This window comes from Streptomyces sp. 8L (genome assembly GCF_020176795.1).
Classification (GTDB): Bacteria; Actinomycetota; Actinomycetes; order Streptomycetales; family Streptomycetaceae; genus Streptomyces.
This window is the reverse complement of the sequence record NZ_JAIUKE010000233.1, coordinates 1-18,966: the sequence shown is the minus strand read 5'-3', so window position 1 is coordinate 18,966 and position 18,966 is coordinate 1. Positions and strand designations below refer to the sequence as shown.

The 18,966-nt window shown below is 72.8% G+C and carries 18 protein-coding genes, 1 tRNA gene and 1 pseudogene; 15 read left to right on the top strand and 5 right to left on the bottom strand.

Features of this window, described 5'->3' with window-relative positions:
- Window positions 1-59: 59 nt before the first annotated feature.
- A complete protein-coding gene (locus LCE31_RS20115) occupies window positions 60-1,382 on the bottom strand; it encodes a sensor histidine kinase (RefSeq protein ID WP_225016067.1) in 1,323 nt (440 codons plus the stop codon).
- A gap of 386 nt (window positions 1,383-1,768) precedes the next feature.
- The gene (locus LCE31_RS20110) at window positions 1,769-3,025 is read right to left on the bottom strand and encodes a sensor histidine kinase (RefSeq protein ID WP_225016065.1); all 1,257 of its coding nucleotides are present in this window, start codon (window positions 3,023-3,025) and stop codon (window positions 1,769-1,771) included.
- 324 nt (window positions 3,026-3,349) lie between these two features.
- Between LCE31_RS20110 and LCE31_RS20105 the strand changes: the two genes are divergently transcribed.
- The 13 genes from LCE31_RS20105 to LCE31_RS20045 all read left to right on the top strand — a co-directional run bounded on the left by LCE31_RS20105 (window position 3,350) and on the right by LCE31_RS20045 (window position 15,713).
- The gene (locus tag LCE31_RS20105; protein ID WP_225016063.1) at window positions 3,350-3,742 is read left to right on the top strand and encodes an NADH-quinone oxidoreductase subunit A; all 393 of its coding nucleotides are present in this window, start codon (window positions 3,350-3,352) and stop codon (window positions 3,740-3,742) included.
- Window positions 3,733-4,371, top strand: a complete 639-nt coding sequence (locus LCE31_RS20100; protein ID WP_225016061.1) for an NADH-quinone oxidoreductase subunit B — start codon at window positions 3,733-3,735, stop codon at window positions 4,369-4,371. The genes LCE31_RS20105 and LCE31_RS20100 overlap by 10 nt, the downstream gene beginning before the upstream one ends.
- Window positions 4,368-5,471, top strand: a complete 1,104-nt coding sequence (locus LCE31_RS20095; protein ID WP_225016059.1) for an NADH-quinone oxidoreductase subunit C — start codon at window positions 4,368-4,370, stop codon at window positions 5,469-5,471. Before LCE31_RS20100 ends, LCE31_RS20095 begins: the two co-directional genes overlap by 4 nt.
- A complete protein-coding gene (locus LCE31_RS20090) occupies window positions 5,468-6,436 on the top strand; it encodes a complex I subunit 1/NuoH family protein (RefSeq protein ID WP_225016057.1) in 969 nt (322 codons plus the stop codon). The genes LCE31_RS20095 and LCE31_RS20090 overlap by 4 nt, the downstream gene beginning before the upstream one ends.
- Window positions 6,436-7,071 (top strand): NuoI/complex I 23 kDa subunit family protein, encoded by a 636-nt coding sequence (locus tag LCE31_RS20085; RefSeq protein ID WP_225016054.1) that lies wholly within the window; start codon window positions 6,436-6,438, stop codon window positions 7,069-7,071. Before LCE31_RS20090 ends, LCE31_RS20085 begins: the two co-directional genes overlap by 1 nt.
- Window positions 7,072-7,196: 125 nt before the next feature.
- Window positions 7,197-7,832, top strand: coding sequence for an NADH-quinone oxidoreductase subunit J family protein (locus tag LCE31_RS20080; protein WP_225016072.1), 636 nt, complete (start codon window positions 7,197-7,199; stop codon window positions 7,830-7,832).
- Entirely contained in the window at window positions 7,832-8,260 is a 429-nt protein-coding gene (gene nuoK / locus LCE31_RS20075) for an NADH-quinone oxidoreductase subunit NuoK (protein ID WP_225016052.1), read from the top strand. Before LCE31_RS20080 ends, nuoK begins: the two co-directional genes overlap by 1 nt.
- The gene (locus tag LCE31_RS20070) at window positions 8,257-10,332 is read left to right on the top strand and encodes an NADH-quinone oxidoreductase subunit 5 family protein (protein WP_225016050.1); all 2,076 of its coding nucleotides are present in this window, start codon (window positions 8,257-8,259) and stop codon (window positions 10,330-10,332) included. The genes nuoK and LCE31_RS20070 overlap by 4 nt, the downstream gene beginning before the upstream one ends.
- 27 nt (window positions 10,333-10,359) lie before the next feature.
- Entirely contained in the window at window positions 10,360-11,994 is a 1,635-nt protein-coding gene (locus tag LCE31_RS20065; protein ID WP_225016070.1) for a complex I subunit 4 family protein, read from the top strand.
- Entirely contained in the window at window positions 11,991-13,724 is a 1,734-nt protein-coding gene (locus tag LCE31_RS20060) for an NADH-quinone oxidoreductase subunit N (RefSeq protein WP_225016048.1), read from the top strand. Before LCE31_RS20065 ends, LCE31_RS20060 begins: the two co-directional genes overlap by 4 nt.
- Before the next feature lie 198 nt (window positions 13,725-13,922).
- Entirely contained in the window at window positions 13,923-14,786 is an 864-nt protein-coding gene (htpX, locus tag LCE31_RS20055) for a zinc metalloprotease HtpX (RefSeq protein ID WP_225016045.1), read from the top strand.
- Window positions 14,783-15,181 (top strand): YccF domain-containing protein, encoded by a 399-nt coding sequence (locus LCE31_RS20050; RefSeq protein WP_225016043.1) that lies wholly within the window; start codon window positions 14,783-14,785, stop codon window positions 15,179-15,181. The genes htpX and LCE31_RS20050 overlap by 4 nt, the downstream gene beginning before the upstream one ends.
- A gap of 259 nt (window positions 15,182-15,440) precedes the next feature.
- Window positions 15,441-15,713: a GlsB/YeaQ/YmgE family stress response membrane protein gene (locus LCE31_RS20045; RefSeq protein ID WP_225016041.1), complete on the top strand. Its 273-nt coding sequence runs from the start codon at window positions 15,441-15,443 to the stop codon at window positions 15,711-15,713.
- Window positions 15,714-15,758: 45 nt separating this feature from the next.
- On the opposite strand, the gene LCE31_RS20040 is transcribed toward LCE31_RS20045, so the two are convergent.
- From LCE31_RS20040 to LCE31_RS20030, 3 genes and pseudogenes are all read right to left on the bottom strand, one after another.
- Entirely contained in the window at window positions 15,759-16,457 is a 699-nt protein-coding gene (locus tag LCE31_RS20040) for an alpha-ketoglutarate-dependent dioxygenase AlkB family protein (protein WP_225016040.1), read from the bottom strand.
- Window positions 16,454-16,600, bottom strand: a pseudogene (locus LCE31_RS20035) (MGMT family protein); the annotation flags it as partial. The pseudogene LCE31_RS20035 and the gene LCE31_RS20040, both read right to left, overlap by 4 nt.
- 344 nt (window positions 16,601-16,944) lie before the next feature.
- A complete protein-coding gene (locus tag LCE31_RS20030; RefSeq protein ID WP_225016039.1) occupies window positions 16,945-17,433 on the bottom strand; it encodes a YajQ family cyclic di-GMP-binding protein in 489 nt (162 codons plus the stop codon).
- Window positions 17,434-17,659: 226 nt separating this feature from the next.
- Here LCE31_RS20030 and LCE31_RS20025 point away from each other — a divergent pair.
- A tRNA-Tyr gene (locus LCE31_RS20025) sits at window positions 17,660-17,741 on the top strand.
- 84 nt (window positions 17,742-17,825) lie between these two features.
- Window positions 17,826-18,602 (top strand): hypothetical protein, encoded by a 777-nt coding sequence (locus LCE31_RS20020; protein ID WP_225016038.1) that lies wholly within the window; start codon window positions 17,826-17,828, stop codon window positions 18,600-18,602.
- Window positions 18,603-18,966 lie beyond the last annotated feature (364 nt).

Below are 18,966 nucleotides of genomic sequence, written 5' to 3'. Positions count from 1 at the left end.
GCTCTGCGGGGACCCATGGGGGCGGGCGTGCGTGGCCGCGGGAGTCCGCAGGCCGGGCCTCACTCACGCCAGGGCAGTTCCGCCGTGATCCTCGTGGGGCCGCCCTGCGGGGAGTCCACCACCAGGACCCCGTCCATCGCGCCCAGCCGGTCCGCCAGCCCCGACAGGCCGCTTCCGCCGGCCGTGTCCGCGCCGCCGACTCCGTCGTCCGAGACCTGTATCAGCAGCCGGTCCTGCGACTGCCACACATCCGCGGTCGCGGTCCTGGCCGCGCTGTGCTTGCTGATGTTCTGGAGCAGTTCGGAGACCGTGAAGTACGCGATGCCCTCGATGGCGGGGGCGGGGCGCTCCGGCAGGTCGACCTCGACCTTCACCGGCACGGTGCAGCGCGCGGCCAGCGACGACAGCGCCGCGTCCAGGCCGCGGTCGGTGAGGACGGCGGGGTGGATGCCGCGGGCGAGGTCGCGCAGCTCCTGGAGCGCCGTCTTCACCTCGCCGTGCGCCTCGTCCACCATGCGCGCGGCGGCTTCCGGGTCCTCGGCCAGCTTCTCCTTCGCGAGGCCGAGATCCATGGCGAGGGCGACGAGCCTGGCCTGGGCGCCGTCGTGCAGATCGCGCTCGATGCGGCGCAGGTCGGCGGCGGCGGTGTCGACGACGACCCCGCGGTCCGACTCCAGCTCCGAGACGCGGGACTCCAGCCGCGAAGGGCCGAGCAGCGCGCCCACCATCACCCGGTCCACCGCGGTGAGACCGCGCAGGACGTACGGCGTCGCGATGACCAGGACCAGACCCAGCGCGCAGACGAGCGCGGTCTGGAGCGGGACGCCCAGGTCGACCGTGGTGCCCGACGTGTCGTGGAACAGCACGATCCTGCCGCCGTTCACGTCCCGGTACGCCCACTGCCACAGCGGGAACGTGAGGACGCCCCAGCCGGTCGCCCAGAACGTCACCCCCACGACGAACGAGAACACGGCCCAGGGAAACTGCACCAGCGCGTACAGCAGATTGCGCCAGGACTCGCCGCTCCTGAGCAGCGCGCCCGTCCAGGCCAGCAGGCCGCCCTTCTTCGCCCGGACGGGCGCAGGGCGGCCGATGTCCATGCCGAGCAGGAGCCGCGCGCGGGCCCGCTCCATCGCGCCGAAGCCCCGGGCGCTCGCCAGGGTGGCCGCCAGGATCGGCGCCCCCAGGAAGGTGACCAGCATGCCAAGGCCGGTCACCAGCATGATCAGGGAGTACGAGAACAGCACGACGCCGATCGGCAGGCCGAGCAGCACATAACCGAACTCGCGCCAGGTCCTGGCCTCCAACGGCGCGCGCAGGACCGGCGGAAGGAAGTGGCGCCGCGGCGCGGTGCCCCGGCCGGGGCCGTACTCCGTACTCATCTCGACACCTGTGTAACTGGCCATCGTGGCCGTCCGATCTGCTAGATCCGCAGGACCCGCCGCCGATTCCGCGAGGGAGGGCCGTCCGTGTCCGTGTGCGCGTTCATGTTCGTGTTCGTGCCGGTGATGCACGGTGCGCGGCTGACGCGCGGCCCGACGTGTGCGCCGGGCTGCCGTGCTTCTCCGCGCGCCCCTCACCGCGTCCCATGGCCCCGAGCGCGCGAGCGCCCGGCCATGGGGGCGGTCACCGTCCTCACCCTCGGGTTTTCCCCACCTCGCGGCCCGTGTCCGCCTCGCGCCTCATGCCCGCCTCGCGGGCGGCGCCCGTCCCGCGTATCCCGCGTATCCCGCGCACCCGGCGGGGCTCCTCGCGGTCGTCCCCCGCCCTACCGCTGCCCCTGCCACCGCGGGGCGCCGCCGTCCCCGCCGCGCCGGCGCCAGGGCAGCTCCGCCGTCACCGTCGTCGGCCCCCCGACGGGCGAGTCCAGGACGAACAGGCCGTCCACGGCGCCCAGCCGGTCCGCGAGGCCGGCCATGCCCGTACCGCCGTCGAGACGCGCGCCGCCGACTCCGTCGTCCGAGACCTGTATCAGCAGCCGGTCCTGTGACCGCCACACATCCACACTCGCGGTCCTGGCACGGCTGTGCTTGCTGATGTTCTGGAGCAGTTCGGAGACCGTGAAGTACGCGATGCCCTCGATGGCCTCGGCCGGCCGCTCGGCCAGCTCGACGGTGACCTTCACCGGCACCGTGCAGCGCGCGGCCACCGACGACAGGGCGGCGCTCAGGCCGCGGTCGGTGAGGACGGCGGGGTGGATGCCGCGGGCGAGGTCGCGCAGCTCCTGGAGCGCCAGCTTCACCTCCCCGTGCGCCTCGTCCACCATGGCGGCCGCCGCCACCGGGTCCTGGGTCAGCTTCTCCTTCGCGAGGCCGAGGCCCATGGCGAGGGCGACGAGCCTGGCCTGGGCGCCGTCGTGCAGATCGCGCTCGATGCGGCGCAGGTCGGCGGCGGCGGTGTCGACGACGACCCCGCGGTCCGACTCCAGCTCCGCGATGCGCGCCTCCAGCTCCTCGTCGGGGGAGAGCAGGCCGCGCACCATCGCCCGGTCCGCGTTGGCCATGCCGCGCGCGATGAACGGGAGCACGGGCCACAGGACGAACAGGCCGGTCAGCGTCACGCTGAACGTGACGATCCCCCACGGGAGCCGCATGAACGTGTACAGCGCGGTCCGCCACCCCACCGGGTCCTTCAGCGCCGACACCATCCGGCCGACGAAGCCGGTGCCCCGGCGCCGGAACATCGGGCTCGGCTCCTCCACCCGTACGCCCAGCAGCCCGCGCGCCCGCGCCCGCTCGAGCCGCCCGAACAGACGCGTACCGGAGAGGCCCACCACCAGCAGCGGCAGGCCGATCACCGTCACCGACAGGCCCACGCCCAGCGTCAGCGTCACCACCACGTAGACGAAGCCGATCAGCGCGGCGGGGAAATTCACCAGCAGGTGGGCGATCTCCTTCCACGTGTGGCGGTCGTACGCGAAACGCGCGGGCGGCGGCGAGACGTCGGCGAGGCCCGGGACGTCGCGCTCGACGCGGCGTCCCGGACTGCCGTGCGGTGCGCCACTCGGGCGTGGACTGGCGGTCATAACGCACAAGCCTGCCGTCCGGCGAGGCGGTGCGCCATGGGGTAACCCGAAGCGCGTGGGGTGGGGCTAGCCCCACCCCGGGTGGCCCCGGCGCCGGGGACGGCGCTTACCCGGTCTTTAACAGGGCCTAGACTTCCGCTCCATACAGCCGGTATGTCGGCTGCTCCGCCCACGGGCGCACAGGCGTACGCGGGACCGGCGGACGGTGCCGGGCCGGCGCACGGCGACCTGGCCACAGGAAACCGGTCCGGAGGGCGGAGGCCGGACCGGGACGCCGGGTTCCGGGCCGACGGACACAGCAGGTGAGGGAGCGAGGGGGCGGACGTGCCGGAACCGGTCGTTCTCGCCGCGGGCTACTTCCGCGGCTACTCGGTGGTGGGGGTGCTCGCCGTCGTCGGCGTGCTGTTCGTCGCCGTCGCCTTCGGCGCGGGGCGGCTGCTGCGGCCCGTCGTACCGACGCAGGAGAAGCTGCTGACGTACGAGTGCGGGGTCGACCCGGTCGGCGAGGGCTGGGCGCACACCCAGGTGCGGTACTACGTGTACGCGTTCCTCTATGTGATCTTCGCGGTCGACTCCGTGTTCCTCTTCCCGTGGGCGACTGTCTTCGCCGCGCCCGGGTACGGCGTGACGACCCTGGTCGAAATGTTCGTCTTCCTCGGCTTCCTGGCCGTGGGACTGCTCTACGCATGGAAGAAGGGCGTCCTCGAATGGACGTGACCCCGCCCGCGACGCCGAACCCGCCACCGACGCCGAACCCGCCCGCCGCCCGCGAGCCCGAGCCGCCGCCCGAGCCCCGCCGCCTCGGCGACCGGTCCCGGCTCGCCCCGCAGCCGATGAAGGTCGTCCTGAACTGGGGCCGCCGCTACAGCCTCTGGGTGTTCAACTTCGGCCTCGCCTGCTGCGCCATCGAGTTCATCGCCGCCTCCATGGCCCGTCACGACTTCATCAGGCTCGGGGTGATCCCGTTCGCCCCGGGGCCGCGCCAGGCGGACCTGATGGTCGTCTCGGGCACCGTCACGGACAAGATGGCGCCCGCCGTGAAGCGGCTGTACGAGCAGATGCCCGAGCCGAAGTACGTGATCTCCTTCGGCGCCTGCTCCAACTGCGGCGGCCCCTACTGGGATTCGTACGCGGTCACGAAGGGCGTCGATCAGATCATCCCCGTCGACGTGTACGTGCCGGGCTGCCCGCCGCGTCCCGAGGCGCTGCTCCAGGGCATCCTCAAGCTCCAGGAGAAGATCGCGGCGGAGTCGCTCGCGGAGCGCTACGGGCAGGGCACGGAACCGTCCGCCGCGCAGCTCCGCAGCGGCCTGGTCCGGCCGCCGGACGCCGGGGACCCGCGATGACCGAGGCGTACGACACTCTGCCGGGTTCGGTGGCGGACACCTTCGGCGAGGGCGCGACGGCGGAGCTGTCGTACGGGCTGCTCACGGTGGACGTGCCGGCCGGACGCTGGCTCGACGCCCTCACGGCCGCGCGATCCGTGCTGGGCTGCGACTACTTCGACTGGCTGAGCGCCGTCGACGAGGGCGCGGACGGCTTCCGCGTCTCGGCGCGCGTCTTCGCGGTCGCCGACCGTACGGTACGGGCACTGCTCGTGCGCACGGCGGTACCGCACGACGCGGCGGAACTGCCGTCCGCCGTCGGCGTGTACGCGGGCGCGGCCTGGCACGAGCGCGAGACGCACGAGATGTTCGGCATCGCCTTCGGCGGCCACCCGAACCTGACGCCGCTGCTGCTGCCGGAGAACTTCGAGGGGCATCCGCTGCGCAAGGACTTCGTACTGGCCGCACGGGTCGTGAAGGCGTGGCCCGGCGCGAAGGACCCGGGCGAGTCGGCGTCTCCGCGCCGCCGCCAGATGCTCCCGCCCGGCGTTCCCGACCCGAACGAGTGGGGCCCCCACAAGGGCGAGAGCCCGCGCACACCTGCCCGTCCCGCACCCGGTGGCGCGGCCGGGGCGCCGGCACGGGCATCTGAGGAGACCCCGCGCCGGCCCCGCAGGACGCGCAGTGCGTCCGAAGGCTCCGCCTCGCAGGGCCCTGCGGGAGGCCGTGCCACGGGCTCATCGGCCGACGCGGCGACGGGCTCATCGGCCGGTCCGGCGGCCGGCGGGCGGGGGGTCGCGGAACCGGACGGGCCGGCTCCACGCACCCCGCGCCGTTCGCGCTCGGCCTCGGGCGGCTCGGCGTCGCAGCGCGACCAGCCCCGCCGCGACGCCCCCTGGCACCACCCCGCCCCGGGCGACGCCGACACGGGCCCGGAGCAGGGCGCCGGACCAGAGAAGGGCGCTGAGCCGGGGCAGGGCACCGGGCCTGATCGGCGCGATCAGGACCCCGAAGCGCGCCGACGCGATCGGGACACCGGCCCCGATCGGCGCGATCAGGACACCGAGGCGGGCCGGCGCGATCGGGGCGGCCCGCGCGAGCGCGGCGGTGAGGACTCGTGAACGGCGTGCTCGACATCGTCCTGCGCCTGGTCATCGTGTTCGTGGCCTTCCTCGTCCTCCCGCTCCTGGTCGGCCAGGCCGAGCACAAGGTCATGGCCCATATGCAGGGGCGCCTCGGCCCGATGCACGCGGGCGGCTTCCACGGCTGGGCGCAGCTCGTCGCCGACGGGGTGAAGTTCGCGCAGAAGGAGGACGTCGTCCCGGCCGACGCGGACCGCCGGATCTTCCAGCTCGCGCCGGCCGTCGCGCTCCTGCCGTACCTCCTGGTCCTGGTCGTGATCCCGGTGGGCCCGGGCGGCAGCGCCGTGGGCCAGTCGGTCGACGCCGGCCTGTTCTACGTCCTGGCCGTCCTGGGCGTCGGCGTGCTCGGCTCACTGATGGCCGGTTGGGCGTCCGCCAACAAGTACTCCCTGCTCGGCGGCCTGCGCACCGCCGCCCAACTGCTCGCGTACGAGCTGCCGATGCTGCTGGCCGCCGCGTCCGTCGCGATGGCGGCCGGCACCGTGTCGCTCCCCGGGCTGCTGGACGCCTTCCACTGGTGGTGGGTGCCCTGGCAGATCGTGGGCGGCGCCGTGTTCTTCGTGTCCGGGCTCGCAGAGCTGCAACGGCCGCCCTTCGACATGCCGGTCGCCGACTCGGAGATCATCTTCGGTGCCTACACCGAGTACACGGGGCTGCGGTTCGCGCTGTTCCTGCTCGCCGAGTACGCGGGCATCGTGGTGCTCTCCGGGCTGACGGCCGTACTCTTCCTCGGCGGCTGGCACGGGCCGTCCGGCGCCGACGGCCTCGGCTGGGTGTGGACCCTGCTGAAGACCGCGGTGCTCGCGTTCGTCGTGATCTGGCTGCGCGTCAGCTATCCGCGGCTGCGTGAGGACCAGTTGCAGAAGCTCGCCTGGACCGTGCTCATCCCCCTCGCCCTCGCCCAGATCGCCCTCACCGGCGTCGTCAAGGTCGTGATCAGCTGATGTCCCCGATCCCCGGCAGCGGGCTCGCCAAGGGTCTCGCCGTCACCCTCCGCACGATGACCCGAAAGACGGTCACCGAGCAGTATCCCGAGGCCCTGCCCGAACTGCCGCCCCGCAGCCGGGGCGTCATCGGGCTGTTCGAGGAGAACTGCACCGTGTGCATGCTGTGCGCGCGCGAGTGCCCCGACTGGTGCATCTACATCGACTCCCACAAGGAGACCGTGCCGCCCGCCGCTCCCGGGGGCCGGGAGCGCAGCAGGAACGTCCTCGACCGCTTCGCCATCGACTTCGCCCTGTGCATGTACTGCGGCATCTGCATCGAGGTGTGCCCGTTCGACGCGCTGTTCTGGTCGCCCGAGTTCGAGTACGCGGAGACGGACATCCGGGAGCTGACCCACGAGCGCGACAAGCTCCGCGAGTGGATGTGGACCGTGCCCGAGCCGCCCGCGCTCGACCCGGCGAGCGAGGAACCCAAGGAGGTCGCCGCCGCCCGCAAGGCCGCCGACCGACTCGCCCAGCAGGAGCAGCGGGACCAGCAGGAGCGGGAGCAGGGTCCGGCCGGGTCCGGCCAGGACGCGCCAGGCAGGCCGGGGCCCGGGAACCCGCAGGACGGACCCGAGGGGGCAGGCGCGTGAACCTCGCCGCTTCGGTGAACGCCCTGGCCGCCCCCGCGGACGCCCTCGCCTCCGCGCACGGCCGTGTCCTCGACCTTTCCTTCGGCCGTGCCCTCGCCTCCGCGCACGGCTCCGGGGCCGGGGCCGTGCGCACCGTCCACGGCTTCCTGTCCCCGACCGGTGTCGAGGTGGTGTTCCTCCTCGTCGGCATCGTCACCCTCGGCGCGGCCCTGGTCACCGTGACCACCCGCCAGCTGGTGCACGCCGCCCTGTGGCTCGTCGTCGCGCTCGGCGGCCTCGCCGTCGAGTACCTGCTGCTCACCGCCGAGTTCATCGCCTGGGTGCAGGTCCTGATCTACCTCGGTTCCGTCGTCGTCCTCCTCCTCTTCGGTCTGATGCTCACGAAAGCCCCCATCGGCCGCTCGCCCGACGCCGACTCGGCCGCCCGCGTCCCCGCCCTGGTGGTCGCGGTCGCCGCTGCGGCCACCCTCGTCTACGTTGTCGTCGACGCGTTCCGCACCAGCTGGATCGACCTCGGCGGGCCCGCGCGGGGCTCCACCAAGGTGACAGGGCAAGTCCTGTTCCGGCACTGGGTGCTCCCCTTCGAGGCGCTCTCCGTCCTGCTCCTCGCGGCGCTCGTCGGCGCCATCGTCCTCTCCCGCAAACGCGACACGACGGGCAGCGCCCGCCCGACCGGCGTCCCCGGGGGTACGGGGCCCCGCGCCGGGCGCACCGCCGTGCGCCGTGCCCCGGGCCCGCGCGCAGGGGAGCGGCAGCGCTGATGCACCTCGTCTATCCGGCCGTCCTCGCCGTCCTCCTCTTCTGCACCGGCGTGTACGGCGTACTCGCCCGGCGCAACGCGATCCTCGTCCTGATGTCCGTCGAGCTCATGCTCAACGCCGTCAACCTCAACCTCGTCGCCTTCGACGCGTGGCTGCGCGACACCCTGCACGCGGGGCAGGCGCTCACCCTCTTCGTCATCGCCATCGCCGCCGCCGAGATCGGCATCGGCCTCGCGATCGTCCTGATGGTGTACCGGGCGCGCGGCAGCGCGGACATCGACAGGCTCCGCGACACCTCCGAGCCCGCGATGGACCGCGACCCGGACGGCACCGGCGCCCCCGGCGCGGGCGAGCCGGGCGCCACCGCCCCCGGGCATCCCGACGACCCCGCCGGCCCCGCGGCGACGAATGCCGAGGCCTCCGCGTGAGCACCACGACCCTGGCCGTCCTCGTACCCCTCCTTCCGTTCGTCGGTGCCGCGCTTGGCCTCCTCACGGGCCGCGCCGCGCCCGGCTTCGTACGCCCTCTGGCCCTGCTGCCGACGCTGTTCGCGGCCGTGCTCGCCGTGGCCGTCGCCGTGCGGCAGGGCGGCGGCGCGGGCGACGGCACGCCCCCGCTCGACGCCGCGACCCGGCTCACGCCCACCGGCTCCGTCCCCGTCGACCTGTCGCTGCACATCGACGGCTTCGCCGCGCTCGTCGCCGTCCTGGTCGCCGTCGTCGCGGCCTGCGTGCAGCTCTACTCGACCGCCTACCTGCGCGACGACCTGCGCTACCCCTCGTACGCGGCGCTCGTGTCCCTCTTCACCTCCGCGATGCTGCTCGTCGTCTACTCGGGCGACCTGATGGTGCTGCTGGTCGGCTGGGAGGTGATGGGCATCTGCTCGTACTTCCTCGTCGGCCACTACTGGGAGACGCCGGAGGCCCGCGCTGCCTCCGTCAAGGCGTTCCTCGTCACCAAGCTCGGCGACATCCCCTTCCTCATCGGGCTGTTCGCCCTGGCCGCCGACTCCGGCAGCTTCCGCATCCCGCGCATCCTCGACACGGCCGCGGGCGGTGGACTGCACCACCCCACGCTGGTCGCGCTGCTCCTCCTCGCGGGTGTCGCCGGCAAATCCGCCCAGTTCCCCCTGCACACCTGGCTGCCGGACGCGATGGCGGGCCCCACGCCCGTCTCCGCGCTGATCCACGCGGCGACCATGGTCGCCGCCGGCGTCTACTTCGTCGCCCGTGTCCTCCCCGTCTTCGCCGCGTCCACCGCCGCCCTCGTCGTGCTCGCCGTCGTCGCCGCCGTGACGATGGTCGGCTCGGCGCTCGCTGCGCTCGCCCAGGACGACATCAAGCGCGTACTGGCGTACTCGACCATCGGCCAACTCGGCTACATGTCCGGCGCGCTGGCCCTCGGCGACCGGGACGCCGCCGTCTTCCACCTCCTGTCGCACGGCGCCTTCAAAGCGCTCCTCTTCCTCGGCGCGGGCGTGGTCATCCACGCCGCGGGCACCAACTCGCTCGCCGCCATGTCCCGCATGGGCGGTCTCCTCCGGCGCGTCCCCGACACCTTCTGGACGATGACGCTCGGCCTGCTCGCCCTCGCCGCGATCCCTCCCTTCTCCGGCTTCTTCTCCAAGGAGGCGGTGCTCGGCGCGGCCGAGAACGCCGCACTCGGCGGACCGGCCCCCGCCTCCGTCTCCGACGCGGCCCACTCGGCCGCGACGGCCGGGGCCGCCGCCGGGGCCCTCGGCCCGACCGCGTCCGTCGCGATCGGCTGGACCGTGCTGCTCGCGGGACTCGTCACCGCCCTCCTCACCGGCGCCTACGCCGCCCGCCTGTGGCTCCTCGCCTTCCGCGGCCGGGGCGCCCCCGCGCCCGACCACTGCAGGCAGCCCCGCGTCATGAGCGGCGTGCTGTGGGTGCTCGCCGTACCGACCGTCGGCTCGGGCGCCCTCGCCTGGTACCTCGGAGACTGGTTCGACGGCCAGCGCCTCACGCCCGCCCTCGCCACGTCGCTCCTCGCCACCGGCGTCGCCCTCCTCGGCGCGGGTGTCATGTACGGCACCTGGCGGCGCACCGCCCCGCTCCTCGAACGCACCCCGCTCGGGGCCGTCGCCGCGCATCCCGAGGCCGAACCCGCGCTCTCCGAGGCCGAGGCCATCGAGACCCACCCCCTCGCCTACGGCGGCATCGCCGACGCACCCGACCCCGCGGACCCCGGGCGGCGGCTGCTCGGCCCGCTGCACCGGCACGCCGCCGCGGGCTTCCACCTCGACGCGCTGTACGACCTGCTGTTCGTGCGCACCGTGGAGGCCGGCGCCCGCCTGGTCCGCTTCCTGGACCGGGAGGTCGTCGACACCTACGTACGGGGAGCGGGCACAGGGCCCCGCTGGCTCGGCGCCGCCGTGCGCCGGGCGCAGACCGGAAACGTCCAGCTCTATATGAGCGCCCTGCTCGCCGGCTCCGTCGTGCTGGCGATCGCCGCCGTACTCGTCGCAGCGGGAGCGTGAACCGTGCTCGATATCAGCGAATCCGTGATGAAGATCCTGCTCGCTGTGATCGTGGCGGGGCCGCTCATCGGCGCGGGCGCGGCCCTCCTGCCCGCGCCGCCCGGCCTCAGGGGCGCGGGCCCGCAGCGGGCCGTACTGCGCCACGGCGTGATCGTCACCGGCGTGGTCCTCGCCGCGGCGATCGTCCTCGCCCTCGGCTTCGACCGGCACCACGCGTCGGCGATGCAGGCCACGACGAACATCAGCTGGATCGCGGCGATGAACGTCCGCATCCACCTCGGCGTCGACGGCATTTCCCTCCCCCTTCTGGTCCTGACCGCCCTGCTGACCTTCCTCTGCGCCCTCTACAGCTACTACAAGCCCCCGAACGGCCCCGGGGCGAAGGGCTTCGTCGCCCTTCTCCTCCTCCTGGAGTCCGGCACCCTCGCGACCTTCGCCGTCCTCGACCTGATCCTGTTCTTCCTGGCCTTCGAGATGGTCCTCATCCCGATGTACTTCCTGATCGCGCGCTGGGGCGGCGATCAGGGCGTGAGCGGCGGCCGGCAGGCCGCCGCCTGGAAGTTCGTCCTCTACACCGTGCTCGGCTCGGTCGTCATGCTGCTCGGCCTGCTGCTGATCGGACTTCGCGCAGGCACGTTCGACATAGTGGCACTCGCCACTGACAACGGCCGGGGTCTGAGTCCATCCACGCAGGTCATCGCCGTTCTGGCGATCGGAATCGGGCTTGCGGTGAAGACCCCGATGTGGCCGCTGCACAGCTGGCTGCCCGACGCGCACACGGCCGCGCCGACCGTCGGCTCCGTGCTCCTCGCCGGGGTCCTGCTCAAGATGGGTACGTACGGATTCGTCCGGATCGTCCTGCCGATCGCCCCGCACGGCATGCGGACCTTCGCCCCCTACCTCGCGGCCCTGGGCGTCGCCGGGATCATCTACGGATCGCTCGCCTGCCTCGCCCTCGTCAGGCGCGGCGCGGGCGGCGACCTGAAACGCCTGATCGCGTACTCCTCCGTCGGCCACATGGGCTTCGTGCTCCTGGGCATCGCCTCCATGACCCCCACCGGCGTCAATGGCGCGCTGTTCGCGAACATCGCCCACGGCCTCATCACCGGCCTGCTGTTCTTCCTGGTCGGCGGTCTCAAGGACCGCTACGGCACCGCCGACCTCGACAGCCTCGCCGGAGCCACGGGCGCCGCGCTCTACGGCCGCGCGCCCCGCCTCGGCGGGCTCCTCGCGTTCGCCGCGGTGGCCTCCCTCGGACTGCCGGGCCTCGCCGGGTTCTGGGGCGAGATGCTGACCATGTTCGGCGCGTTCCGCCCCGCCGCGGGACTCAGCCGCCCGGCGTTCCTCACCTTCATGTCCGCCGCCGCCTTCGGCACGCTGCTGACCGCCGCGTACCTGCTCGCCGTCGTACGGCGCGTCTGCATGGGCGTACGCGGCACCGAGGGCACGACCCCCGCACAAGCCCCCGCCCAAGCCTCCGCGCAGCCCTTCCCGGCGGGGGAGCCCGGCGGCCCGCCGCACCTGCCCGATGTGCGGGGCTACGAACTGGCCGCCTGGAGCCCACTCGTCGCCCTGACCGTCCTGGCCGGACTGTGGCCCGCCGTACTGCTCGGCCTGACCGACCCCGCCGTCCACCGACTCCTCGCGGGAGGCGCGTCATGACCGCCGCGGGCCTCGTCCAGTCCGTCGACTGGCTCGCCGTCGCACCGCCCGCGATCACCGCCGCCGTCGCGCTGGTCGTCCTGGTCGCCGACCTCTTTCTGGAGGAGCGCCGCAAAGCGCTCCTGGGCGCCCTCTCGGTCGCCGGGCTCGCACTCGCCCTGCTGTCCCTGCTGCCCCTGCGGGCCGGGCACCGCGCCACCTTCTGCCTGACCGGAGGTGTGGGCGGGCCGGGCGCCGGGCACGGCGGCGACCGCTTGTGCAGCTACAGTGCCGACCACTTCGCCCTGGTCATCCAACTGCTGGTGCTCGGCGGCGCCCTCCTGACCGCGCTGCTCTCCATGCCGGGCAGGCCCCCGGCCGCCCCGCGCGAAGGCCCGGCCGATCCGCGTACGGCGGGGGGCTCGGCAACGGGCCTTGCCGCCGGCGAGGCGGGCGCGCTGCCCGGCGAGTACTGGTTCCTCCTGCTCTCCTCGGCCTCCGGCGCCGCCCTGCTGCCCGCCGCACGCGACCTCGCGACCCTCGTCGTCGCCCTGGAGGTCGCCTCGCTGCCCGCCTTCGCGCTCGTCGGCCTCCGGCGCGGCGACCGGCTCTCCGCCGAGGCCGCGCTCAAGTTCTTCCTCTCGTCCGTCGCCGCGACCGCCGTCATGCTCCTCGGCGTCAGCTTCGTCTACGCGGCGACCGGCACGCTCCACCTGACCGCGATCGCCGCGCAGCTCCCGCACGTGCCGGGGCAGCTCCAGGCCGTCGCCAAGACCGGCGTCCTGCTCACCCTGGTCGGCTTCGCCTTCAAGACGGCGGCCGCGCCGTTCCACTTCTGGGTCCCCGACACCTACGTGGGCGCGCCGCTGCCGATCGCCGCGTACCTGTCCGTCGTCAGCAAGGCCGTCGGCTTCTCCGGGCTCATCCTGGTCGCCGTCGTCGCGTTCCCGCCCTACGGGCACCTGTGGGGGCCCGCGCTCGCCGTGCTCGCCGCGCTCACCATGTCCGTGGGCAACGTCGCGGCGCTGCGCCAGTCCGCCACGCGCGCGCGGGGCGCCGTCCGGCTTCTCGCCTGGTCGTCCGTCGCGCAGGCCGGCTACCTGCTGGTGCCGATCGCCGCCGCGGGGTACGCGGGTCAGCGGCGCATCGGCTCGACCGTCGCGTACGCCCTCATGTACGGCGCCGTGAACCTCGGCGCTTTCGGGGTCGTCGTCCTCGTCGCCCGTACGGCCCCGCTCAACCGGCTCGGCGACTACCGCGGCCTGTACGCGCGCCGCCCGCTCGCGGCGCTCGCCCTCGCCTTCTTCCTGCTCTGCCTCGCAGGGCTGCCGCCCGGCATCATCGGACTGTTCGCGAAAGTCACCGTCTTCTCCTCGGCCGTCGACGCGGGCCTCGGCTGGCTAGCGCTCGTGATGGCCGCCAACGTCGTCTGCGCTCTGTACTACTACCTGCGCTGGACGGCGGTGCTGTTCCGGCCGCGGGAGGACGCGGAGGACCGCGCGGGAGAGCGCGCGGGGGACCGTCCGGGCAGCACCGCGGAGGACGGCACGGACGGCCCGGTTCCGGCCGGGAGTCCCGCCGGGGCCGAGCCGCCCGGGGTGCCTGGGCCGCCGGCGCAGGCACTGCCCGATCCCGTCCCGCAGACGCCGGGTCCTGTCGTGGCGGCGGTCGCCCTCGCGGCCGTGGCGGGCATCGCCCTGTCGGGCGCGCCGCAGCTCGTCCTGAGATTCACGGACGTGAACCTCTTCTGAACGTGAACCTCTTCTGAACCCGGCGGGAATCCGGGGCGGGACCACGGCCTGGGAGCGGAAACGGCCGCCGGTGCGGTGCGCGGGCCGGGGAACCGGATTCCCCCGCCTGGCGTTGACCAGTACGGAAGGGTCCACTTGTAAGGAGTGGAGCAGCAGCAAGCGAAGGGTTCCCCTGCCGCACGACTTGGAGGGCCTACCGTGCACCGCCGGCACAACGGGCTGAGGACCGCCCTACTCCTCGGAGGACTGTCCGCGCTCATCATCGTCATCGGGGCCTTCTTCGGCCGTACGGGCTTGATCATCGCTGTCCTCGTCGCGCTCGGCACCAACGCGTACGCGTACTGGAACAGCGACAAGCTGGCACTGCGCGCCATGCGGGCGCGCCCCGTCAGCGAATTCGAGGCGCCCGAGCTGTACCGGATCGTCCGCGAGCTCTCGACGGCGGCCCGCCAGCCCATGCCCCGGCTGTACATCTCGCCGACGCAGGCGCCCAACGCGTTCGCCACCGGGCGCAATCCGCGCAACGCCGCCGTGTGCTGCACGGAGGGCATCCTGCAGATCCTCACCGAGCGCGAGGTGCGGGGCGTCCTCGGACACGAGCTGAGCCACGTCTACAACCGCGACATCCTGATCTCGTCGGTCGCCGGGGCCCTCGCCTCGGTCGTGCTGTTCCTGGTCAACTTCGCCTGGCTGATCCCCGTGGGCCGGTCGGACGACGACGAGGGCCCCGGTATCGTCGGTTTCCTGATGATCATGTTTCTCGGGCCGCTGGCCGCGTCCGTCATCCAGCTCGCGGTCAGCCGCTCCCGCGAGTACCAGGCGGACGCCTCGGGCGCACAGCTCACGGGCGACCCCGAGGCCCTGGCGGGCGCGCTGCGCAAGCTGGACGCGGGCACCAGGCAGCTCCCGCTGCCCCCCGAGCCCCGTCTCGAAGCCGCGAGCCACATGATGATCGCGAACCCGTTCCGGCCGGGAGAGGGCGTCGCGAAGCTCTTCTCGACGCACCCGCCCATGGCCGAACGCATTGCACGCCTCGAACAGATGGCAGGTCGCCGACCATGAAGACAATCCTCAACATCATCTGGCTCGTCCTGTCCGGCTTCTGGATGTTCCTCGGATACCTGGCCGCCGGGGTGGTGCTGTGTATCACGATCATCGGCATCCCCTTCGGCGTGGCGGCGTTCCGTATCGGCACGTACGCGCTGTGGCCCTTCGGCCGCACGGCGGTGGACCGCAGGGACGCGGGCGCGGGCTCCCTGGTGGGCAACGTGCTGTGGGTGGTCCTCGCGGGCTGGTGGCTGGCGCTGGGCCACATCTTCACGGGCATCGCGCTGTTCGTGACGATCATCGGCATCCCGCTGGCCCTCGCCAACTTCAAGCTCATCCCGCTGTCGCTGATGCCGCTCGGCAAGGAGATCGTCCCGACGGACCAGGCGTTCGCCCGGACCCGCTGGTGACCCGGCGGTGAGCGGCAGACACAGGTAGGCAGCCGGTTCAGGCAGTTCAGTCGGTTCAGTCGGCTCGTAGGATTCCGCCGTGCCGGTGCGGCGGCGGGATTGTCAGTGCCCCCGTTCATGATGGGCACATGAGGTTCACGGACGCCGCGCAACCGCGTGGCGTCCGGCCCGCGTCTCCAGAGGCGACAACACCGCAGGAAGACAGGCACGGCGTGCGCGGACGCGTACGTGAAGTACACGGAAGAAACGGGTGCACGGCATGGGCATCATCGGCTGGATCATTCTCGGCCTGATCGCCGGGGCGATCGCGAAGATCCTGCTTCCCGGCAGAGACCCGGGCGGCCTCATCGGCACGACACTCACCGGCATCGTCGGGGCGTTCCTCGGCGGCTGGATCTCGGCCAAATGGCTCGACCACCCCATCAACAAGAGCTTCTTCGACGGCCCGACCTGGATAGCCGCGATCGGCGGCGCCCTGGTGCTGCTGATCGCCTACCGCCTGGTGTTCGGCAACTCCCGCGACCGCCGCTGAGTCCGCCCGGGGGAGCCGGCCGGGACCAGCCGGCCGGCCCGCCCGTCAGGCGAGACCGGTCTCCCGCAGCGTGATGTTCAGTCGGCCGCCGCTCATCCCCGTCTCAGGCCCCGCCGTGCCCGGGTAGACCTTCGGCACGGCGTGGTACGCGAGCCGGGAAGGCCCGCCGAACACGAACAGGTCGCCCGAGTCCAGCTCGACGTCCGTGTAGGGCCGCCCCCGGTCCTCGGTGTTGCCGAAGCGGAAGACGCACCGGTCGCCGATGCTCAGTGACACGACGGGAGCCCGGGACTCCTCGTCCTTGTCCTGGTGCATGCCCATCTTGGCGGCGCCGTCATAGAAGTTCACGAGAGCCGTGTCCGGCGCGTAGCGTCCTGGCGCGTACACGTCGGCCCCGGGGTCGCCCTCGTAGGCGGCGGCCACAGCCTCCCGTCCGAGGTCGCCGAGCCAGCCTGGGAAGTCCACCACCCGGGCGCCGTTCACATCTCCCGCCGTACGCGTGTACCGGTACGGCTGCCAGTGCCATCCCACACACACCGTCTGTACGGACATGACCCCGCCGCGCGGCAGCCTGGTGTGCCGCATCGGTACGGGCCCCGCGGCCCAGGACCGGCACGCGGCCACCAGTTCGCGCTGCCGCTCGGGCGACAGCCACCCCGGCACATGCACGGCGCCGGGCGCCACGACCGCGCGTGGCCTGGGAAACAGTTCGTCGGTGCCGCCCGCACCCGCCTCCGGCGTCATACCGGAAGCACCCGTTCCAGCCCGCGCGGCCGGGCGTGGTGGCCGGCGCCGTCCGCGCGTTCACGCGGCGCCCCGTCCGCTCCGATCACCCGGTGGCACGGCCGTACGACGAGCAGCGGATGACGGCCGAGGGCGGGGCCGACGACGGGGCCCGCCGGGCGCGCCTGCGGCGCTCCTGACGGGCTGCCGGCGCCCGCCAACAGGGACGCCGCAGCGGCTGGGGGCGAGGCCCGGTGCGTGGTCGCGGTCATGTCCGACTCCTTTCCCGGCGGCCGGGGTCGACGACGAGACTGAGCCCGGGGACGGGGCCGGCCCTCAGCCCCGACGCCGGGCGACGCGTCGCGGAATCCCGGCCCTCAGCACCGCCGTCGGCCGACACGCGTCGCGGAACCCCGGCTCCGGAACCTCGGGCCCGGGCCGCGAGACCGGCGCGAGAACCCGGGCGGCGGCTGCGTGCGAGGCCGGCGGCAGAGGTCAGCGGCAGAGGTCAGCGGTAGTTGACGTACTGGAGCGCGAAGTCGAAGTCCTTGCCCTTGAGCAGGGCGATGACGGACTGGAGGTCGTCCCTGCTCTTGGAGCTGACCCGCAGCTCCTCGCCCTGCACCTGCGCCTTGATGCCCTTCGGACCCTCGTCGCGGATGATCTTCGCCACCTTCTTGGCGTTGTCCTGCGAGATGCCCTCCTCGATGGAGGCGAAGATCTTGTACTCCTTGCCGGAGAGCTGCGGCTCGCCCGCGTCCAGCGACTTCAGCGAGATGCCGCGCTTGATCAGCTTGGACTGGAAGACGTCGAGGATGGCCTTGACCCGCTCCTCGGAGTTCGCCTCCATGAGGATCTTCTCGCCGGACCAGGAGATCGAGGCGCCGACGTTCTTGAAGTCGTAGCGCTGCGAGATCTCCTTGGCGGCCTGGTTGAGAGCGTTGTCGACCTCCTGCCGCTCGACCTTCGAGACGATGTCGAAACTGGAGTCGGCCATGTCCTTGTGGCTCCTTGATGTCGCTGGGGTGTCTCCGGTGCGGCGATGCCCGCCTGCCCCGTCACGGCCGCACTCGAACCGACCGCTCCACCAAAGCCTAGCCACCTCGCCGTGCGGGAAGGGCGGATCAATCCGGTGGCGGAGCACCCGCTCGCATCAGGTATCGTTTACGACGTCGCCACGGAGGCCTCACCCAGGTGAGCCACCGGAAAGCGGCAAACCCCATGGCGGTGTGCCCGAGTGGCCAATGGGAGCGGACTGTAAATCCGCCGGCTTCGCCTTCCCAGGTTCGAATCCTGGCGCCGCCACGCGCGAAATGCGGCCCCTGAACTGCGACACGCAGGTCGGGGGCCGTTGTGCTGACCGCACCGGTTTCGGAGGGGGAGACGGTTGTGGACGTCGTCTCGTGGGTATCCGCCGGGGTCGCGCTCGCCAGCGCCTCCGTCACCGCCGTGCTCGGCTACTGGCAGCAGCAGCGGCTGCGGACCATGGAACAGCGCGACCTCATGGACTCGTACGGTGCGTCCCTCGCGTGGGCCGCGTTCGACTTCCAGGGGCGGGTGTTCAACATCCTGCGCGGACACGTGGTCGACAGCGCTCCGGGCAGAGGCGTCGGCTTTCTGACGTCCTTCCTCAGGGCGGGCACCGAGGCGGAGGCCGAATACGCCCGCCGCAGCACCGTCTTCGTCCTGGCCGAATACCTGGGCTGGGTGGAGATACTCCGGCGTGACGTGCAGTTCCTCGATCTCGGCAGTTCCGTGACGAACCGCAGTGTGATGGCACAGATCTCCAAGGTCGGCCATGCGCTCAGCACGATCTCCCCGCAGAGCAACGCCCTGCGCCTCTTCAGGGCCGAACAGCGCGCGGTGGGGGAGCTGATGGTGCATCCGGACGGTGAGCCGAGGCGGCGCCGGTGCCTCGGATTCGCCGAGTTCTGCGCGCGGCTCGACCAGGACGAGGTGTTCCGCGGCTGGTTCCAGCGGCTGCTGGACGATGTGGACACACTGGCCGCCGACACCGGGCCCGCGATGTGGCGGCTTGAGGACGTGCAGCGCCAGCTCGTCCTGCTGCTGGACCTTCTGGACCCGCGGGCCGAGCGCTTTCCGCGGTTCCGCGACATGTTCGACCGCGAAGCCGCGGCGGGCCGGGCGGGCGCAGCCGACGGCTGACGGGTTTCCGCTGGGCCGCGCCCCACAGCTGACGGGTTTCCGCTGGATCGCGCCTCACGGCTGACGAGTTTCCGCTGGGCCGCGTCGGCGGCTACCGCGGACGCGGCGACCGTCGACGGAATCCGGGGATGCCACACCTGTGATGGAGACCAGGAAACGCGGCTCCCGCCGACGGACCCTGCGCCGAGGGGCCCCGCGCCGGCAGGTTCGACCGTCGGTGGGCCCTACGGTCGGTCACGGGCGGAGCTCGACGGGCCCCGTGCCGATGTGCTCCCTGCGCCGACGGGCCCCGTGCCGATGTGCTCCTGCGCCGACGGGCCCTCGCGCCGACGGGGCTCCCGCCGAGGGCCCCTCTCCCGGGCCC

Bases quoted from the DNA above. Each gene is read 5' to 3' on its own strand.
- LCE31_RS20115 (WP_225016067.1), bottom strand. From the start codon at position 1,382: ATGAGTACGGAGTACGGCCCCGGCCGGGGCACCGCGCCGCGGCGCCAC.
- LCE31_RS20110 (WP_225016065.1), bottom strand. From the start codon at position 3,025: ATGACCGCCAGTCCACGCCCGAGTGGCGCACCGCACGGCAGTCCGGGA.
- LCE31_RS20100 (WP_225016061.1), top strand. From the start codon at position 3,733: ATGGACGTGACCCCGCCCGCGACGCCGAACCCGCCACCGACGCCGAAC.
- LCE31_RS20095 (WP_225016059.1), top strand. From the start codon at position 4,368: ATGACCGAGGCGTACGACACTCTGCCGGGTTCGGTGGCGGACACCTTC.
- LCE31_RS20085 (WP_225016054.1), top strand. From the start codon at position 6,436: ATGTCCCCGATCCCCGGCAGCGGGCTCGCCAAGGGTCTCGCCGTCACC.
- nuoK (WP_225016052.1), top strand. From the start codon at position 7,832: ATGCACCTCGTCTATCCGGCCGTCCTCGCCGTCCTCCTCTTCTGCACC.
- LCE31_RS20065 (WP_225016070.1), top strand. From the start codon at position 10,360: ATGAAGATCCTGCTCGCTGTGATCGTGGCGGGGCCGCTCATCGGCGCG.
- LCE31_RS20060 (WP_225016048.1), top strand. From the start codon at position 11,991: ATGACCGCCGCGGGCCTCGTCCAGTCCGTCGACTGGCTCGCCGTCGCA.
- LCE31_RS20050 (WP_225016043.1), top strand. From the start codon at position 14,783: ATGAAGACAATCCTCAACATCATCTGGCTCGTCCTGTCCGGCTTCTGG.
- LCE31_RS20045 (WP_225016041.1), top strand. From the start codon at position 15,441: ATGGGCATCATCGGCTGGATCATTCTCGGCCTGATCGCCGGGGCGATC.
- LCE31_RS20040 (WP_225016040.1), bottom strand. From the start codon at position 16,457: ATGACGCCGGAGGCGGGTGCGGGCGGCACCGACGAACTGTTTCCCAGG.
- LCE31_RS20030 (WP_225016039.1), bottom strand. From the start codon at position 17,433: ATGGCCGACTCCAGTTTCGACATCGTCTCGAAGGTCGAGCGGCAGGAG.